This is a genomic window from Streptomyces sp. CBMA152, assembly GCF_014596475.1.
Taxonomy (GTDB): Bacteria; Actinomycetota; Actinomycetes; order Streptomycetales; family Streptomycetaceae; genus Streptomyces.
The window spans coordinates 98,811-116,885 of sequence record NZ_MECJ01000012.1 but is presented as its reverse complement, the minus strand read 5'-3'; the positions used below and the strand labels follow the sequence as shown (position 1 = coordinate 116,885).

Annotated in this window: 13 protein-coding genes and 2 tRNA genes; 5 read left to right on the top strand and 10 right to left on the bottom strand. The window is 70.0% G+C overall.

The features are described 5' to 3' along the window. Positions 1 to 119 precede the first annotated feature (119 nt). The 7 genes from BG418_RS12340 to BG418_RS12310 all read right to left on the bottom strand — a co-directional run bounded on the left by BG418_RS12340 (position 120) and on the right by BG418_RS12310 (position 7,338). Positions 120 to 689 (bottom strand): hypothetical protein, encoded by a 570-nt coding sequence (locus BG418_RS12340; protein ID WP_188273844.1) that lies wholly within the window; start codon positions 687 to 689, stop codon positions 120 to 122. A gap of 313 nt (positions 690 to 1,002) precedes the next feature. Further along, a tRNA-Ile gene (locus tag BG418_RS12335) sits at positions 1,003 to 1,079 on the bottom strand. Positions 1,080 to 2,324: 1,245 nt separating this feature from the next. Then, on the bottom strand, positions 2,325 to 2,837 hold the full coding sequence (locus BG418_RS12330; protein WP_188273843.1) for a hypothetical protein: 513 nt from the start codon (positions 2,835 to 2,837) through the stop codon (positions 2,325 to 2,327). A 148-nt stretch (positions 2,838 to 2,985) separates the two neighbouring features. Next, positions 2,986 to 3,966, bottom strand: a complete 981-nt coding sequence (locus BG418_RS12325; protein ID WP_188273842.1) for an aldo/keto reductase — start codon at positions 3,964 to 3,966, stop codon at positions 2,986 to 2,988. Between the two features lie 38 nt (positions 3,967 to 4,004). After that, positions 4,005 to 4,355, bottom strand: a complete 351-nt coding sequence (locus tag BG418_RS12320) for a hypothetical protein (protein WP_188273841.1) — start codon at positions 4,353 to 4,355, stop codon at positions 4,005 to 4,007. A 101-nt stretch (positions 4,356 to 4,456) separates the two neighbouring features. Next, positions 4,457 to 4,540, bottom strand: a tRNA-Leu gene (locus BG418_RS12315). Positions 4,541 to 6,789: 2,249 nt separating this feature from the next. Continuing rightward, entirely contained in the window at positions 6,790 to 7,338 is a 549-nt protein-coding gene (locus BG418_RS12310; RefSeq protein ID WP_188273840.1) for a hypothetical protein, read from the bottom strand. 1,449 nt (positions 7,339 to 8,787) lie between these two features. Between BG418_RS12310 and BG418_RS12305 the strand changes: the two genes are divergently transcribed. Continuing rightward, complete coding sequence (locus BG418_RS12305; protein WP_188273839.1) at positions 8,788 to 10,110, top strand: PQQ-binding-like beta-propeller repeat protein; 1,323 nt, start codon at positions 8,788 to 8,790, stop codon at positions 10,108 to 10,110. Between the two features lie 131 nt (positions 10,111 to 10,241). Here the strand turns inward: BG418_RS12305 and BG418_RS12300 are convergent, their stop codons facing one another. Genes BG418_RS12300 through BG418_RS12290 form a run of 3 tightly spaced genes read right to left on the bottom strand, consistent with a single transcriptional unit; the run spans position 10,242 to position 12,353 of the window. Beyond that, positions 10,242 to 10,850, bottom strand: coding sequence for a hypothetical protein (locus BG418_RS12300; RefSeq protein ID WP_188273838.1), 609 nt, complete (start codon positions 10,848 to 10,850; stop codon positions 10,242 to 10,244). A 49-nt stretch (positions 10,851 to 10,899) separates the two neighbouring features. Further along, a complete protein-coding gene (locus BG418_RS12295; protein WP_188273837.1) occupies positions 10,900 to 11,427 on the bottom strand; it encodes a hypothetical protein in 528 nt (175 codons plus the stop codon). Beyond that, positions 11,424 to 12,353, bottom strand: coding sequence for a DUF6192 family protein (locus tag BG418_RS12290; protein ID WP_188273836.1), 930 nt, complete (start codon positions 12,351 to 12,353; stop codon positions 11,424 to 11,426). Before BG418_RS12290 ends, BG418_RS12295 begins: the two co-directional genes overlap by 4 nt. Positions 12,354 to 13,720: 1,367 nt before the next feature. Between BG418_RS12290 and BG418_RS12285 the strand changes: the two genes are divergently transcribed. The 4 genes from BG418_RS12285 (at position 13,721) to BG418_RS12270 (ending at position 18,066) form a co-directional block, all read left to right on the top strand. After that, complete coding sequence (locus BG418_RS12285) at positions 13,721 to 15,244, top strand: DUF2637 domain-containing protein (RefSeq protein WP_188273835.1); 1,524 nt, start codon at positions 13,721 to 13,723, stop codon at positions 15,242 to 15,244. A gap of 481 nt (positions 15,245 to 15,725) precedes the next feature. Continuing rightward, positions 15,726 to 16,634, top strand: coding sequence for a hypothetical protein (locus tag BG418_RS12280; RefSeq protein ID WP_188273834.1), 909 nt, complete (start codon positions 15,726 to 15,728; stop codon positions 16,632 to 16,634). Between the two features lie 53 nt (positions 16,635 to 16,687). Continuing rightward, complete coding sequence (locus tag BG418_RS12275; RefSeq protein ID WP_188273833.1) at positions 16,688 to 16,954, top strand: hypothetical protein; 267 nt, start codon at positions 16,688 to 16,690, stop codon at positions 16,952 to 16,954. Further along, positions 16,951 to 18,066: a conjugal transfer protein gene (locus tag BG418_RS12270; protein WP_188273832.1), complete on the top strand. Its 1,116-nt coding sequence runs from the start codon at positions 16,951 to 16,953 to the stop codon at positions 18,064 to 18,066. Before BG418_RS12275 ends, BG418_RS12270 begins: the two co-directional genes overlap by 4 nt. Positions 18,067 to 18,075 lie beyond the last annotated feature (9 nt).

Sequence of the window (18,075 nt, the reverse complement as noted above, 5' to 3'; positions counted from 1 at the left end):
CGGGTGGAGGGTTTGGGGGCTGGCAGGGCGCCTGGGCTGTTGCGATGGCCCCGGGGTATAACCGGTGTGCTGGTTGCCTTCGTGACGACGGTCTGGTGATGTGCGGGCTGCGGGATCGGTCAGTGGCGGGACTGCTCGCGTGAGTGGACGTGGCTGGCGGGCCAGGTTCCTGGGCAGGACCTGCAGGTGACGAGTCCGTCGGTGTCGATGACGAGGGACCGCAGGTCGCACGATGGGCAGGGAGTGGGCAGTGGGCGGGATGGCTCGTCGTGTCCGAGCAGACGCAATGCCCGGGTGTAGGCCGTTGACAGGTCGTGCGCGTGCCGGCCGTCGGCGGGGGAGAGGATGTAGCCGGGCAGGTTGGCGGCGAAGGCCACACAGATGGTCTGCAAGAGATAGCCGGGACGGACCTGGTGACCGGGTATCAGGTCAGGGGCGGTGCTCCGGGCCCAGTCACTGGCGGTAGCCACGCAGTGCTCGGCGTGGGCGAGCAGGGCCAAGCGCAGGGGCGAGGGCTTGCCACGGTATGCCCAGGGGAGGCTGTTGGCGGCGTGTTCGAGCCGCCGGTGAGGGGTTCCTGGCGCGAGGGCCCGGTGCAGGTGTACGTACAGCAGCGGTAATCGGGTGACGGCCCGGTGAAGGCGACGCAGGCACCAGGCGCAGGTGGAGACACCGTCCTGCAAGGTCAAGGGCGCGCCGCACACCAGGCAGGGCCCAGCGGTTTCCAGGGGGTCGGCAGCCGCTGGGGTGATGGGCTGGAGGCGGGCACGGGACGGGATGTTCTGCCGACGCGATTCCGCTGTGCAGGGACTAGGGGAGGCTGGCGGAAGGCGCGCGGGCATCCGCGGTCCTTCGGGGGATTCCGGCTGCTGGGTGGTGCCGGTCCGGGCAGTGGGAGGGTGTGCAGACGGGGCGGCGGGGCGAAGAGGCGGGAGCGTCATGGCCGATGCCTTGATTCCTTGTATGCGCAGGTGCGCAGGGCGGCTTGTAGGGAGCCAGTGGTGGTGAGGCGTGCAGGACTTGAACCCGCGACCGGAGGATTATGAGTCCCCTGCTCTGACCGGCTGAGCTAACGCCTCGTGGGTCCGCTATGCGGCAGGTCACGGTGGTGCGGTTGTCCTGCGAGTCCTAGCGGCCCGGGGGAGACGGACAGTGGAACCCGTCTGCGGGTGTATCAGGGATGCGCAAGTGCGTTCTGAGCGGCTGGACGGCCAGCCTCCGGAGGTGTCCGGCCAGCAGTACCGACGCGAGCGATATCGGTGGGGGAGATGGCCTGTTGGGTGGCCTCCACGTTGCTGGTGCCGCAGGTGTGGGTCGGGCATTGCGTGTGCGGGCGACGTCCGGGTGTGTACTGCGGCACCGTGCCGATATCCGGCGGGACGAACCGTGATGGCACCGGGACAACGGTTGTGCGGGCGTTCTGCTGGGCGGTAGTGGGGGATCACCATAATTGGCTCCAGGTCTCCTGAGTGGGGTAGCCGTCGGCCTTCCCTCCCCGCCAGCCCTGGTCGAGCTGGAACAGTGTGCAGGCGGTGCGCAGTTGGTCGTCCCACGCCCGTGCCATGAGCAGGTCCGGGTCGCTTCGGAGTTCGGCTTGTTGTTCCTCGGCGTATCCGCGGCTGATCAGGCGAAGCCGCAGCAGGAGGACCCATACGTTGGCCTGGCCGGGGCCGAAGGCGTGGGTGCCGGGGAAGGGGGGCGGGGCGGTGGTCAGCGGCAGCAGGGCACTGGGGTGCGGCCGGATCGGGGAAGCGGAGTCTCTGATCTGGGAGAGCGCGAGGCGGCGGACGGGGGAGGAGAGGCCAGGGGCTGCTGGGGGAGCTTCGGGGGGATGGTCTGCGGGGTGATCGGGTTCCTGCGCAGGAGTGGAAGACGGGGAGAGCGGGGGAGGAGCGGGCGGGGGCGCCGCATCGACAGGTATGTGCGGCTGGTCGGCGCAGAGGTCAGGTGGGGGGGTATGGGGGCGACGGTGCGGTGAGCGTCGACCTCTGGTCCATCGGAACGGAAACATGGGGGAATCCTTTCTGTGGCGGGGCTTTGGGGTTGTTGCAGCGCGTCGGCTGACCGCTCCGCCCGGCGGCAGTGCTGCTGGCCGCGCGTACCGACAGCAGTCCGGCTGCTCCGCAGGATGTGGCTTCCGCGGACGGGACGGTCGGGTGGGCGGGTGGATGGACAGGCTGGCCGGGCGGTGAACTGGCACGGCGGTGGAACGGGTGACGATGCTCTCCCGTGATGCCGGGCGCCTGGCTGCGGTGGGCGCGGGCGGCTCGGCGCAGGGGACAGGGCCGTTGTCCACGGGAGCGGTGCCGGGCGGGCGCCGATCACTAGGGTGTCCCGTAGCCGCAGGTGGCGTACGGCGGCAGGGGTCTGGGTTGGTCAGCGGCGTCCTCTTCGCTTTTCCAGCGTCGGTATTCGCCAGGGAAGATCATCAAGCAGCGTCCGACGAAGTAGGTGGGTGCGCTGGTGCCCCGGCCGGGCTGCCATCCGGTGCCGGCGAGCGCGCGTCGGCGGAATCGGGGCAGGGCGCAGGCGACGGTCAGACCGCAGAGTTCAGCGATGGCGTCGTGGTCGTCGCGCAGCCGGTCATGAAGGTGGATCCGTTGTCCGGTGAGGCGGCGGACCTTGGCGGGCAGAGTGTTCTCGATGATCCAGTGGTGCAGTGCTGACAGGCCGTGATGTGCCAGTTCGATGTCGACCGCGGCCCACTGGCGGAGGCCTTCTTCGCGTGTGGTGATCAGCCGTTCTATCCGTGTGTCGAGGAGACACCCGGCTTCACCGCCGGAGAACGGCAGGCGCGGCAGGCGGCTGCGATGCCGGCGCGTGGGGGAAGGCGACATGGTGGGGTTCCTTTCGGGACGGTGCGCCTTGAGGGCCGGGCGGGCGCCGCCTGCTGGCGGGCAGCGCGTACGAGTACGAAGGGGCGGGAACGGTCCGTTCAGGGGAGAACGACGGGCCGCTGGCACATGCGTCGCAGGCGTGAGGCGGTCATGGGACGGCTTGGGAAGGAGCATGGGTGGGCCGCGCGGGGCGGGGGGCGGGTTCCGGTGGGCAGCAGCGGTCGAGGGCGGCGAGTTCGTCCTGGTGGAAGGTGGTGTGCAGCACGGCGTGATGGTTGGCGGTGAGGTGGTCCAGGCAGGACGTCCGCACCAGGGTGGATGTCACGGCGGGGGTGCGCAGGCACCAGCCGAGAGCCAGTTGCTCGAGCTGCTGTTGGCGGGAGGCGGCGATCTGCGTGAGAGCGGTGAGAGTGCTCTCGCTGTACGGGGCACAGGGGTGGGGGGTTGGCCGTGTGCGGGTGAGTGCGCCGTGGGCCAGGGGTGCGCCGGCGACGAACCCGATGCCCAGCTCACCGAGCAGGCCCAGCAGTTCGAAATCCGCCCACCGGTCCAGCAAGGAGTAGGCGCCTTGGTAGGCGACGGCGGGAGTGCCGAGTGCCGACAGCAGCGAGGCGGCCTGGTGCACGCGGGACGCGGCGAACGACGACAGGCCCGCATACAGGGCTTTGCCCTGGGCGACGGCGGACGCCAGGGCTCCCATGGACTCTTCCAGGGGGGTGTCCTGGTCGTCGTGGTGGGCGTAGAGGATGTCGACGTAGTCCTGGCCCGTCCGGCGCAGGATGGCGTCGAGACCGGAGAGGATCTGGCGGCGCGAGCCGTAGCCGGTGTAGGGCTGGGGGCCGGTGCCCAGCCCCACGCGCACGGTGAGGGTCATCTCCTCGCGCCAGGCGCGCCAGGGCGCCAGCACGGTACCGATCTCGTCTTCTGCCTGGTGGCGGTTGACGGACGGGCAGGAGAGGTCGAAGTGGGTGACACCCAGGTCCAGTGCGTGTCCGACCAGGACGGTGGGAAGTCGCGCGCGGGAGCGGGGGGCCAGGCCCAGGCCGAGCGGAGTCAGGCACAGGCCGCTTGTCCCGCTGCGCCGATAGGGCGGGGACGGGAGGCTGGACAGGGAAGCCGAGGTCGGCATGGGCGGAGCTCCTTGGGGGGAAAGCGGGACGGGCAGGCTCACGTCAGGTGGAGGGAGCCGGGGCCTTGGGCCGTGGTGAAGTGCGCCAGGGTGACGCCGCGGGAGCGCAGGGCTTGCTCGCAGCGGGGGCATGGGCGGGCGAGCGCAGGAGCACCGGCCCGGTTGATCCGGGCGACGTAGACCACGGCACCCGGCGGGACCTGGGCGCGTCGCAGCAGCATTTCCTCGGCGTGGAAAGTAGCGTGGAGGAAGTCCACCGCCGGAGCGTTGCGGTAGCGGTTCGGTGAATGGGTCAGCACCCGGCCGCTTTTGACCAGGACAGCTCCCACGCGGTAGCGGCAGCGGGAGCGTGCCGCTTGTTTGAGTGCCAGCTCCAGGTAGGACAGCATGTCTTCTCCGGTCGGATGGCTGGGAAGGGGGTCGGGGGATGTCCCGCGGCCGGGCCTTCGTGGTGCCCCGGCGCGTGGGCAGGGGCGCGGGAGCGGTGGGGTGAGCGAGGTGGGAGTCGAACCCACATGCCCCGAAGGGGCGGCGGAGTTTAAGTCCGCTGCGTCTGCCATTTCGCCACTCGCCCGGAAGAACATCTGCTACGCCCTGCTCCTGTGGGTCATGACCGCTGGCGGAGAGCTGCCGCGGGGCCAGCGGGGACGGGCGGCCGTGGTGTGCCCGGTTCGCGGGACATCCGCAGGGCGGCCGGCCTGGCCGTCGGCGGGCAGGGCCATGGTGATTGCGGGACGGTGACGGGCCACTGCGTCCTCGGCGCGCCGGCGGTGCGGTGTCGGACAAAGCGGCGGTAGGACGGCTCTGTGCTCGAGCGGGTTGTCAGCACGGTGGAAGGCGGGCGAGGTTCTGCTCGCGCTGCGGATGCCGGAAGGGGACACGGGGCGGGTCCGGGGTCGATGTATGGCCCCTGGTGCCCGGCATCCGCGCCGATGGGCGCGGACCCGTACCCCAGGACCACCGTGCATATGTGACCGTGTGCCAGGATCTGGTTGTCCGCGCATAGCGAGGCCTGCGGCGACGCCTTGGCGGGATGCTCGTTCTGGCGGACATCCACCGGATCTCGAATCCGCCCCGGATCTGCGATGCAGTGGGCAGCAGCCCTGGGGATGGGGCGCGCACGGCGCGGCCGGTCTGATCTGGAGGCTGTTCGGGATGAAGACCGTGACCGGAGGCCGGTTCCCCACAACCATGACGCGGTCGGCTCTCGCACGGATGCCGTGTCGCTGCAGAGGGATCCGCCGCATTGGGACCTGGAGAGCCATGGAACGCGGCCAAGAGCGGCGGCCGGGCAGGCGAGCGATCAAGGCGAGCACCGGGAGCGATGCCGCAGTGGCGGTCGGCGCGGCTCCGGGGGCAGGGACGCACTGATGAGGGTGCCGCCTGTCTCCCGCGCCTGGTCCAGACGCGGGCTCACACCGGTGGCCCAGGTCTTGGGAGGAGCCCGGTACAGGGTGGCGCAGGCGGCTCGCTTCGCTGACCTGCCTGGTCAACGGTCCCGCCCGGTCTGCCAGCCCAGGGTGCGGCGGCGTCCCACCCCAGGGTGCAACAGCGGTCATCTCAGCCCACACACCGGCAAGGCAGGCGGATGCAGCACGAGCAGGCGGCACGACCGGCCCGCTGCACCCCGGTACAGGACACAATCCCGATTCCCCCCGGTCCGCGTCAGCGGTCTCGGGGCCGGGTGCGCTCAGGAGCCCGGTGGGCCGGGCACGCCCATCTGGGCCTGCCCGGACACCTAGTACGCGGCCGTCTTCCGCAACGTCATCGGACACGACTGGATCACCGTCTTCCCTCGTCTGCTCTGCGCGCCGGCCACCACGGTGACGAAGGGCGCCTGTTACGCGCGATACCGCCCGCTAGGGCATCCACCGCGGCTCGCCGGTTTCTCCCTCCTCCTGATCCGGGGCACCGCACCCTCTGTCCTTGCCCTTAAGGGGTGCGTGGCAGGGGCGGTGCATCGGATGCAGACACGCTTCCCCCGCCGTTGCCCGTCGGCGGCGGTCCTGACTGAGGCCCAAGCGGGCGGCGCAGTTGCCGCACGGCACATGGCGAAGGTCATCGAGCGGCATGCACGGTGAGGGGAGGCAGCGCACGTCTGCGAGGCCGAATCGCCAGGAGCGGACGAGACAGGCGACCTGACGATGCCGCGCAGGCTGACCGGAGCGGCTTGCCCCGCGCGGCCGGGGCACTGGGCCGACCGCCCGGCGGCACCCCCGACAGGGCACGGCATGCAACCGCGAAAGGCGGAGGGGGAGGAACCAGGCGACCACGGTGCAGGCGGCAAGCCACACCAGCCAGCTGCACCGCGACAGCACGAGCGCACGGGCGGGTACCGCGGTCCACCATGCGATGCGTGCGGCGACGTCCCCGGTGCGGGACTGAGTCGTGCGCCAGATTGTCTCTAGCGCCGCGGACAGCGGGTGCGGTGGCCGGTGCGCCGATGCCGTCGGGTCATCCAGGCACGGTACGGGGCGCCGCAGCGGTAGCGGTAAAGGTGATCGAGGCGGGGGAAACACGAGTGGAGTCCTTTCCTGCCGAAGGGCGCCGGTCCCGAATGCCCCGGCTGCCGTGGCGCCCGGCGGCCAGCAACCTCTGAGCCGCACGACAAGAGAGGGACAGTCCGGTGCGCGGGACAAGGCCACGGGGCGAGATGAGAGGAGAAGGGGGCTGCGGGCAGCCGGGGGAGGTCAGAGCGGGCCGGACGGTGCGGCGAGGAGGAAGGGGAAACCGCAGTCGGCCCGCCGCAGGCGGGGCAGACCCAGAGCTGAGCTCCGTGCACTGGGTCTGGCCGCGGCGAAGACGTACCCGTTTCCCGCGTCATCACGTGCGTGCTTGCTCGAGCGCGGTAACCACGGGGCCCACAAGCTCCTTCGGGGTCACCGCAGCATTGCCCCAGGCCCTCTCCAGCACCCACAGCGCAGGGGACACGTCCTGCCCGGCAGCCACCACGCGGGCAGCAACGGCCCGCGCGCCGGGTGCTTTTCCCCTCCTCACCCCCGCCGGGACCGGATGGAGGACAAGCAACTCGCGCGGCCTTGCGGACGGCGTCCAGATCCGCACGCGCAGAGCGGGCACCAGCCATGCATCCGCGTCCGGATCAACTCCTCGCCAGGCAGCCGCGAGGCGCATCAGCAGCAGCCGCTGCTCCTCGGCGAGGAGGATGCCAGAAGCCGAAGAGGCGGATGAGACCGGCAGGAAGCGGGCACGGCCGCCGCCCCACTCCGGCACGTACGGGGGGAAAGGAGCCGAGTCCGTCTCCGTGAACACGGAGGCGAGCAGCCGCGCCCCCGCGAGAGCACGGACGATTTCGGTGTCGGCCCGTCCGTGCACGCAGCAGGCCCCGCACGGGCCGGACACTGCTGCCGCCACGCGCTGCACCCCGGCCGCACGCGCTGGCCGTACGGCGCCTTGGGACAGCACCGGGGGAACGAACGGCCGCCGCTCTACTGCATCCCCCAGCCGGTCAGCAGGAGGCATGGGCCAGCCACCGCTTCGGTCCGCCTGCCGTCCGCGACCGCCCTCTGAGCCAGCGGGAGACACCCCCACCGCCACGACGGTCCCGGGCAGTGCCGCACCCCCGCCCCGTCGCACCACCACGGCAGATGAAGGCCGATCTCCTCGCGGCAGGACAACGGCAGGAACAAGGAAACGGGGCCGAACCGCCGGGGCGAGGGACTGCACAGCTGCCGCAGCAGGCGATCCCCACCCTGCCCCCCGCCCTGTTCCTTGTTCTACGGTTCCTTCTCGTCCGAGCCCTTCGTGCCCGAGGCGGCTGCGCTGCGGCCCGGCGATAGGACGGGGGGTGGGGTTCGTATCGGCTCGCCTGCCACGGGCTCCGGGCATGTGCAGCCGGTAGGCCAGCGCGGTCCGCCAGGCCACGCCCGCTCCCCGCCGCCACGCTGACGTTCTGCCCCTGATCTGGGCCGTGGCGAGCCGCACAGGGACCGCGACTGCTTCCCGCGTCCTGTGCAGGCACTGGAGTACGGCGGCGACCGCCCGGCGGTGCCGTCCTGCGTCGGATTCCGACAGATGTCTTCTGATCACGATGGCGCTCACTCCTGATTCTATGGAATCGGAACTTCCCGGTTGCCTGCTGAAAATATGCGGGCTGGAGGTGATATCCGCACGCGGCAGACAATCGCGGCGTCCCGGACCACTATTTCTTTTCGCGACCGGTATTGAGCCGGTACCCCGAGGTTTCCATACGATCCGAAAAGGAGTGGAGCGGGCGTCGAGGCATATCCTTGAAATAATTTTCTGAGCCCGAGGAAGTGCAGGCAGATGCCTGCACGCGGGAAGGAAAGTTCCGTAGAAAACCTGCAACGAGGCGCCTGCCGGAGGGCACGTGTCGGCGCCGGCTGTGGCGGGCGCCGCCGAGCACAAAGGGTATGCCGCGGGCGTGGCGCTCCTCGTGGCACCCAGCATGTGTACGAGCCCGGTCGGCTGGTGTTTCCAGCCTGCAGGCAGCCGCCGTGCGTTCGTCCAGGTCGCCCCCGTGCGGCCGGGCGGGGAGGCCATCGAGCGCCGCGGCTTAGACGCCTCAGAGCCCGGGCGCACAGGGCTACCGGGCATATGCCCAATAGAGAATGTCTTGCGTTCAGGCAGATGCCTGAACGCTCGCCAAGCGGCATGTGGCGCAGGCAGGTGAAGTAAGAGAGCAAGGGAAACAGCCGGATTGCGTACCGTCCAGACTCAGGGGTTCCGGCCCCGTTGTGGGGAGAGTCTAGAGGCGGAGAAAAAAGAGGTCTTATCACCGTGGTAAGGAATCGTCTGCCCGCTGTTCCGCAATGGTGGGGCTACCCAGGTGTGTTTTACAGCGTGGCGGCTCTGGTCTATGCGCTGGCAGTCATCGCCGGAACCCTCACGGCCCAGCGCTTTCTCCCGCACGAGGAAGCCCGCCCGGCCGTGGCAGCCGCGCTGCTGCACAAGCCCCTCAAGGGCCCACCCGCCCACCCCTCCACACCTCCCCCTACAGCCCATGAACACGCGCAGCAGACCCCCGCACGGCCGTCCGCCGAGGACTGGCCCATGCACCGCTATTCCGCCACACGGACGGGAGCACCGCCGTCCTTCGCGGCCGTGACGCCCCAGAGCGTCGAGCGGCTGGCGGAACGCTGGCGCAGCGACCTCGGGGCGAGCATGTCCGCCCCGGCCGTGGCCGCGGCCGGCCGGATCTATGCACCGGCGGACGGCGGCACCCTGCTGGCACTGGACCTGGCGACCGGCCACGTGGCCTGGCGCTACCAGACAGGGGCACCCCTCGTGTTCTCGCCGGCCGTCGCGGCAGGGCGGGTGCTGTTCACGACCTCCGACGGCCGGCTCTGCGCGCTCGATGCCACCACCGGCAGACGTCTGTGGTCCCGCACCGCCGGATACGGCGCGTCCTCTCCCGTCGTCCAGGAAGCCGACCGGGCCGCAGACACGCGGATCTACCTGGGAACCGCCCACGGCACGATCGAGGCACTGGACCTGGACGGGCAGCTCACATGGACGTTCATGGCCAAGGGACCGGTGGAATCCTCACCCGCCCTCGCCGGCCACACCCTCTACGTCGGGTCGAACGACCGCCACATCTACGCCCTCGACGCCCGCACCGGAAAGCTCCAGTGGAGCGTAGCTACCAGCGCCGGCGTCTCCGCGACTCCGGTCGTCACCCGCGACACCGTGTACGTCGGGTCCCAGGACGCCACCATGTACGCCCTGAACGCCACCACAGGCAGCACGCTGTGGACTCACCGCACGAACGGCTCCATCCGCTCCTCCGCAGCCGTCGGCAGCCAAACAGGCCACGAGAGCGTCTACGTCGGCTCCGATGACGGAACCCTGTACGCCTTCGACGCCATTGATGGCCATACCGAGTGGAAGAGGAGCTTCACCAACCCGGTGGTGTCCTCACCGGCCCTCGCCGGCGGCCTCGTCTACCTCGGCGCGGACGACAGCGTCGCAGCACTGGACGCCCGGACCGGACAGACGCGGTGGACCAGGCAGCTCGCAGGACCCGCGACCGCCTCACCGGCACTCACCCACGGCTCAGTGATCACCGGATCCGGCCGTGTGCTGTACGCGTTCGCTCTGCATGCGGCTGAAGTGACGGCCAACGAGGTCGTTCGCCCGCCGAACACCGCAGGCCACAGACCCTGATGTGGGCGCCAGACGGGCCGCTTGCGCACTCCGCGGCGACATGCCGACTGCAAACGGAGGGGGCGTGCGCGAGGTCGCCAGTTTCACATCCCAAATCAGTGCCGAAGCCGGGCCGGGTCTACCTACTTGTCTCACTGCGGCTTTCGTGGGTGCCGAGATGTCGTAGCCGACCGACGACCTGTAGGGCGATCTTGATCGTTTTGGGCCGCTGTTTGGGTGCGCGGCTTGCCGAACTCATGGCGTGCGCGCTTCACGGATACCGCGAGGTCGCGGCTGAACCGGGCTGCTGCATCCAGTGCTGCTGAGAGGGCCTCATCCTCGTCCGGAGGGCTCCGGTTATAGCGGAGGGCGTTGACAAGATTGGCGGCAGCGAGCGTAGCGCTCTCGGCAGCCTCAGAGATCGAGTCGGTGGCGTCGTCGTGCGTGGTGATCTCGATGGCTGTGCGGATCAGGCGTAGAGACATGAGCCGCAGGCGGATGTCACTGCCAGTGCCGATGAGGGCGTTGTAGCCGGTTATCAGAGCAGTGAGGCCATCTGGTGGGTAGGCGGAGGGGTCGGCCCGAACAGCGGCGTCGAGTTCCGCCTTGGCCAGCAGTACACCGAGCAGCAGCGGTGTGTCCTCCGGCTGCGGGCCGTGTGGCCGCTGCTTCGGGTCGGCGGTTGGGGCAGCGCCGAGTGCAGCCAGCGCGCGGTGCAGCGCCTGCGCGGTGGCTGGCCCGGATCTGGGCGACCTCGCCATGAGTGAACCAGAGCCGAATGGCATCGGTGCATGCCCACATGATTACCGATCAGAGGGTCGCAGTGGTGCGCCGACGACGCCTCGTGGTCCCCTTCACCGGCTTGGGCATCGTCATGCTGGCCTTCCGCATCCTCTCTTCGAGGCGCATCATGTGGCCGATCTCGTCCTGGTACATCGCAAGGACGTCGTAGTTGCTGACGTCTTCGCCGAGGGGATTGATCCAGCCGGACAGCAGGCGCCGCAGTTCCGTGTTGATCCGGCCGAGCCGCCAGCCGACGCTCTCAGCGATCTTCGCGGGATCCGTCGTGATCAGGTACCCGCCTCGGAACGCGAGGAACGCTCTCCCCTTCTCCATCGTCACGTGGTCACGTATGTATCCCTTCAGCCGTGTGAACTGACTGTCGGTGGCGTGCACTCGGGCGATGATGATCTCTTTCGGCACGAGTACGTCCTCGCCAGCCTCCTCAAAGATGTTCCACGCGAGTTCGGCAAGATGTTGGGTGGCTACGGGCGGCGTGCGCGGGGTCGGCGCGGCCGCCGTGGCCTTGGATGCTGTGGAGGTGGGGCGGGGAGTCATGACTGGTCATCGCCTTCATCGAGGATCCGCGCCAGTTCCTCGTCCATTGTTTTCTCGCCGGTCGTGACGACGGTGTCGCACCAGTCCAGGGCGGCGCGGATGCGACGGTGGTTGTCCAGGACTGCCCGGACCTCGCGGTCGGTGAACTCGGCCACGTGCAGGCCGGGGATCAGCCGCTGCATCTCGACCAGGAAGCTCGTACCAACGCCGATCAGCTCCAGTACTTCGCTGGATGCCCTCGTGTAGTCCACGGCCGACTCCCGGCGGCGCACCTGCCGGGTAGGTTCATCGGCTTCGTCGTGCTCGTGAGCGGCTGCGAACCGGGCCTCGGCGGCTTCGAGACGCTGCTCGTGGTGTGCCCGGTAGAGGATGCGCTGGTTGGACTGGTCTCCCATGATCCGATGAGCTACGTCGGGGCGACGAATCAGTTCGCTCACTGCTTCCGCTGCATTCTCGTCCTGGTCCAGCAGGACCCGGACCCGGTCCAGCTTCTCGGCCTTTGTCAGCGGTCGGTGCGGCAGTCGTCCGGCGTGGCTGAGTGCCTTGTCCTCAGTCCACTGGGCGATCCCACGAGGGGGGTTGTGGATCAGGTCGAAACGGTCGTTCATGGCGTCTAGGGCTTTGTGAATTGACCAGGACAGGCCGTCCGCGCGCTTGTCTGGTGGCCAGGCAATCGCCACATGCCTGTAGCCAAGAAGTGTGTGGACGTTGATCCCGATCTCGTCCGCATACCGGTCCAGGACGATGAAGACGCCCCTGTTGCCGCCGTTGGGGACGGAGGGGACCATCTTCAAGGTCAGATCGCCCAGCCGGAACTGGATACGGGTCTCCTCCTCGACCATTTCGCGGCCCTGCTTGATGTACCGGGCCCACTGCCGATCGGTGAACTGCTTGGGGAAGGGGCTAGTGATCTTCGTCGCCGACATGACGCCTCCACGGAGTATCGGCCTGGCCCGATTTCCATTCGCCAGGATGTACGCCACGGTTTGCCCTCTATAGGTATTTTATAACGAAATATTACTTTCGATGGAGTGGGGAATCTGGCTGGGGAGGCCGGGGGTCGAGTCCCGCTTCCTCCCTAGATCACACAGAGTGACAGGGGAACGGGGCGAGAGCTCGCACCGGTGATCGCTGCGGGCTGTGCCGGGGCTGGGACGGCGGATGACCGGCCGGGCTCGGGCAGGTCACTGCGGGGGTACGGATCGCCCTGCTCCATTGTCAGAGTGTCCACACCGCCGGGGTCGCCTCATCGGCGCGTCTGCGGGGAAGGACCGACCGGCCCCGGGAGGCGTGGGCAAGCCATTCGGCGGCGGATCCGGCAGGGGGTTGTACCCACAGGTGTCTGCACGGGTGTCTGAACAGGTGCATCCAAGGATGCTCCGGAGGTACGGCCGGAGGTATGCACCCCACTTTCGCGATCTTTTGCGTTTCCCCTGGTCAGCCCCCGTGGGCAAGCCTACGTCCTACGCCGACACCTCTTTCTCTGCGATAGCCGGAGTAAGAGGAACGAGCGGACGGTCCGGCGGCTTGTCTCGCCCAGCTGCCCTTTCTTCCTTCCGGTCTTTCTTCCGGATTCGTTTGGCGCTTGGGTCTGCGGCGCGCCGCTCGACGGTGCTCGCCGTGGGGTCTGCGGTCGGCGCCGACAGGCGGGCGGGCGCGCAGGTGTTCTCGGCCAAGAGCGGCGGATCAACGTGCTTCGGTGCCGCTGCCCATGGACACTGAAGCCAGCCCCCGCCGTTCCCCCGTCGGCGGGGGCTACCTCTTGCCCCATCGTTTGACGCGGCACCGGGGTGGAAGCGGTTGGCACTCCGAGTCCGCCGAGGCGGGCGGCGAGGGCGTCGGTCAACCGAAAACGCACGCCTATCCCGCACAGTTGCCGCCCTCGGCTGCAGCTTCTCGCCTCCGGTATGCCCCGGAGCGCTGACCCTGGAGAGGCCGATGCCTGGCAGGACTGGAGGGCCGGCGGTTGTTCCTGCCCGCTTCACCGTCTTGAGCCCAGCCTGAGCACAAGCTTGCCCGCCTACGCGGAGCTCAGGCCGGATTCGTCGGCCAGTAACGTCGGCTCGACGTCCCTGACAACCTCACCGAGCGGGGTGGTCCTGGCATTCGGGACATCGCCTCGGACCAGGCTGCGGCACTCTTCGCCGAGCCCGACAACTCCTGACGGCAGCATGGACGTCGTGAGTGGTGCTGCTCTTGGTAAGAATCCTGCGAACAGGGGACTCTCCTGTGACAGGGTTGGACGGATCTTCATAGGAGGCGCAGGCGGTAATAGCGATCCCGGAGGGACTGGATGGTGAGTCGGCCACAGCTGACGCGCACGCATCGCATACTCATCGGGGTGGTGGTCGCGGGTGCGGTGGTCATTGCCGGGATCGGGTTCGCCGGTTCTTACGCGGCGGTGCGGGCGCTCGCCGAGAAGAAAGGTTTCGGGAACTTCTCCCTCGTCTTCCCGATAGGCATCGACGCGGGCATCTGTGTGCTCCTCGCGCTCGACCTGCTGCTGACCTGGATCCGTATCCCGTTCCCGCTGCTCCGCCAGACGGCCTGGCTGCTGACGGCCGCCACCATCGCCTTCAACGGTGCCGCGGCCTGGCCCGACCCGCTCGGCGTCGGCATGCACGCGGTGATCCCCGTCCTGTTCGTCGTCGCCGTCGAAGCCGCGCGCCACGCGGTGGGGCGGATCGCGGACATCACCGCCGACAAGCACATGGAAGGCGTCCGGCTCACCCGCTGGCTGCTCTCCCCCGTGCCGACCTTCCGCCTCTGGCGCCGGATGAAGCTGTGGGAGCTGCGCTCGTACGAGCAGGTCATCAAGCTCGAACAGGACCGCCTCGTCTACCGCGCCCGCCTCCAGGCCCGTTACGGGCGCGCGTGGCGGCGCAAGGCGCCGGTCGAGTCGCTGATGCCGCTGCGGCTGGCGCGGTTCGGTGTCCCGCTGTCCGAGACCGGCCCGGCGGGCCTCGCCGCCGCCGGGATCGAGCCCACCCTGCTGCCCACGGCCCCACAGCTTCTGGGACAGGCCGGTTCCCTGAGCACAGTGACGGTGGAGCACGCTGCGGCCGAGTATGTGGTCAGCGAGCACCAGCGGGCGCTGGACGCCGGCGAGGGAGAAGCCGTCAGACACAAGGTCGAGAAGCAACCGATGGAGGTCGAGGCGACGGCCATTCCGCAGGACATCGTGGAGGCCGGCCAGCCGGCGGAGCCGGTGACCGATCGCCGGGCGGCCGCAGCGGACCTGACCGATGGCCAGCTGGCCGTGGCCGACGATGCCGACGTCCGTCCCGGCCCGGGCGAGTTGACCGAGCGCCAGGCCGTCGCCGAGCCGCACCCGTTCTTCGAGCCGCACGCGCCGCACCCCTTCACCGCACCGGCGGCCCCGGTGGTCGAGGAGCCTTACGTTCGTGAGCCGGTGGCGGCGTCGACCGCCGCGGTGGCCGACGAGCATCGGCTCGGTGGGGGAGTGCCGGAGCAGACGTCCCTGGATCTTCCTGCTGCGCGGTCGGCGGAGCCTGCTTCCGGTGAGGCGGGGGTCTGGGAATCCACCGTCGCCGACACGAGCGCGGCGACGGCGCGGCTGCCCGAGCAGCAGGCCGACGAGCCGGAACTGGATCCCGTCCAGCAACAGATTGTGACCGTCGCCGATTGGATCATTGCGGCGGAGGAAGCCCAGGAGAAGCTCTCAGGCGCCGAAGTCGCCCGGCGCCTGGGCCTGTCCCCGCGGACCGGTCAGCGTCGCTTGGACAAGGCCGCGGAGTATCTGGCCGAGCAGCGCCGGCAGCAGGGCCGCGCACACCTGCGGTCCGTCCGGAGCTGACCGCCTCCTTCCTTCAGTGGCCGGTGACCGAGCCAGGCCATTGGCCGCCGTCATGTCCGGAGCGCGGCGGCCATGACCGGTCAGTGGGGGGCCAGTGGCTGTGACCGATGGCTGATGGCAATGCGTGGCCGATCTGGCTGGCCGGTGGCCGATGACCGGTCACGCGCTCGTCGGCCATCGGTCATGGCCGATCCGCCTCCGGTCGGCCACGCCGTGCCGTGACCGATCAGCTCCCTCCCGCCGCCCTCATCCGCTGCTGTGGGTACCGGGCTTGCCCACCCCTGGGAGGGGCTTGCCCAAAGTTGCATCGACCGGTCACCGAGGCTTGCCCAACCTCCTGAAGGGCTTGCCCAATCGGCCATCGCAGGCTTGCCCGGCACATGGGCAAGCCTGTCACCTGCTCTTTTGGTGACGTGGGCAAGCCTTTGGGCAAGCCGCGCTGAGAAGAGTTCACGGCACGAGATCCGAAAGGAGACGTGCCGTGCTCGACGTGCGACACCCCACCCGCCCCGCTGGCGGGATCTTTCACCGCCTGGATGCGGAGTGGGCGGCGCTGTGCGCCGACGCCACCGTCCAAGCCGCCGTGGCCGACTGGCTGGTGGCCGATCGGCTGGCCGACGACGTCGCCGCCATGACCGGTGGCGTGGCCGATGCGTGGGTGCGCACCCTCGGCCCGGCCCAGCTCCTCGCCGCACTTCGTCCCGTCGACGGTCGCCTGACCGACGAGCTGACCGATGCCGTGCTGCGCGCTTTGTTGCACCGGGCGGCCGGCCATGACCGATCGGCCATCCTCGCCGCCCGCATCGTCGTCCAGGCGATGATCCCGGCCGCCGTCCGGATGACCCGCAGCCAGGTCCGTCCTTTCGGCGGCCGGTCCTTCGACGACATCGGCCACATGACCGTCGCCGTCCTCTTCGAAGTGGCACGCTCCGGCCGGATCCACACCCGGCCCGGGCGGCCCGCCGCCAACCTCCAACTGGACACACTGCGTTACCTCTGCGCCGAGCTCGCCGCCGACCGCGAAGCGCACGGTGAGGCCCTGGCCGCCGCCGAGGACCTGCCCGATCACGTCCCCGGCCCGGCCCGGATGGCCGAGGCAGCGCAGGTCCGCACCGCCGCCGCGACCGCCGGTCTGATTCCCGCCGATCGGGCCGGTGAGGCCGAGGTAATGAGCGCCCGCCTGGAGCTGCTGGAGCTGGTCCTGGAGGCGATGGACGTCGGTGCCCTGACGCCCGAGGACGGCCGCGCCATTGCCTGGCACTACACCGCCGCCGTCTCGGACGCCGAGGCCGCCGCCCGCACCGGCACGACCCCGGGCGCCTGGCAGCGCCGGCGCTCGCGTGCCGTTGCCCGCCTGACGGCCGTGCTCCAGCCGCGGTGCGCGGCATGACCCCGACTACCGCTTCGGCCATCGTCCGCTCGCTGTTACGACAGGAGATCCGTATGCCCCAGACCACCAAGGCGCCGCTGGATGCCGACGAGGAGCGCGTCACCCGCGCTCAGCGTCTGCTCATCCAGCTGGGCGCCGCCCTGGTCTGCCAGCCCTTCGATACCCGCACCCACGACCAGCTTCGGGCCTTCCTCGCCGAGGACGCCCATGACGTCCTGGCCTCCCTTGAGGTGTTGCGGCAGCGCCCCGAGGTCGAACTGCGCCGCCGCGTCGCCGAGCTGGCCGGCCACCACCTGCTGTCCACCGGAGGCACGGCATGAAGACCGGTGCATGGACCCGCCGCCCCCCGAAGGCCGCTGCCGCACCGGGGGATGACGTCGAGCCGCAGGGCGGCGACGTGGGGGAGGAAGACGACGAGCTGGCGTACGTCGGCGGCTGGTCGACCGGTGCCCGCGCCAACACCTCGGCGCTGGTGCGCTGGGTGGCCTGGGGGCTGCTGGTCCTGGGGCCGCTGCTCGGGGCGGCCGCTCTGTGGTTGTCGCCCTCCCCGGCCGGACCGGCCAGGGCGACGGCAGCGCCCACGGCAGCGGCGGCCCCTGGTGCCCAGGGCGCGGCCGGCTTCGCCCAGCTGTTCGTCGCCGCCTACCTGGCAGCGGGGGAGGGAGACCAGGACAAGCTCGTCGCCTACTATCCGCCCGCCACCAGCCTGCGCCTGGAGGGAGCCTCCAACCGGCGCCGCGGCGAGCAACTCACCGTCGTCCGGCTGCGCCAGAGCGACCGCGACGTCTGGTCGGTGACGGTGGCCGCCCGCATCACTCCCGCCCCGACCGCCCCCACCGGCGAGACCCGCTCACCGGCCCCGGCCGCCAGCGCCCCCGCCTCGGCAGCGCAGACGGTGCGGTACTTCCAGGTCCCCGTCGCCACCGCCCGCACCGCCAGCGGCGCCAGTGGCTACACCGCCCTGGCCATGCCGGCCGAAGTCGCCGCCCCCGAGCGGATTCAGGCGCCGGAGCTGGTCTATGGCCCGCTGCGGCCCGCCCTTCCCACCGATCCGCGGACCCAGGCCGTCACCGAGTTCCTGACCGCCTACCTCACCCGCGGCGGGGAGTTGGATCGCTACCTGGCCCCCGGCACCCACCTCGCCGCCATCACCCCCGCCCCGTACACGCAGATCGCCGTCGACTCCCTGGCCATCGAGGGGGAGAGGGGCGCCGAAGCGGTCACGCCGGTGCCTGACGACGGCACCCGGCTGCGGCTGCTGGTCGCGCTGCGCGCCACCGGCCCCGACGGCATCCGTATGCCGCTCACCTACGCCCTCACCCTCAAAGCCCGTGCCGGCCGCTGGGAGATCGCCTCCCTCGACGGAGCGCCAGCTGCCGCCCCCACCACGCCCGTTGGCACCACCGCGCCGACCACCGCTCCCACGCCCTGACAAGGAGAT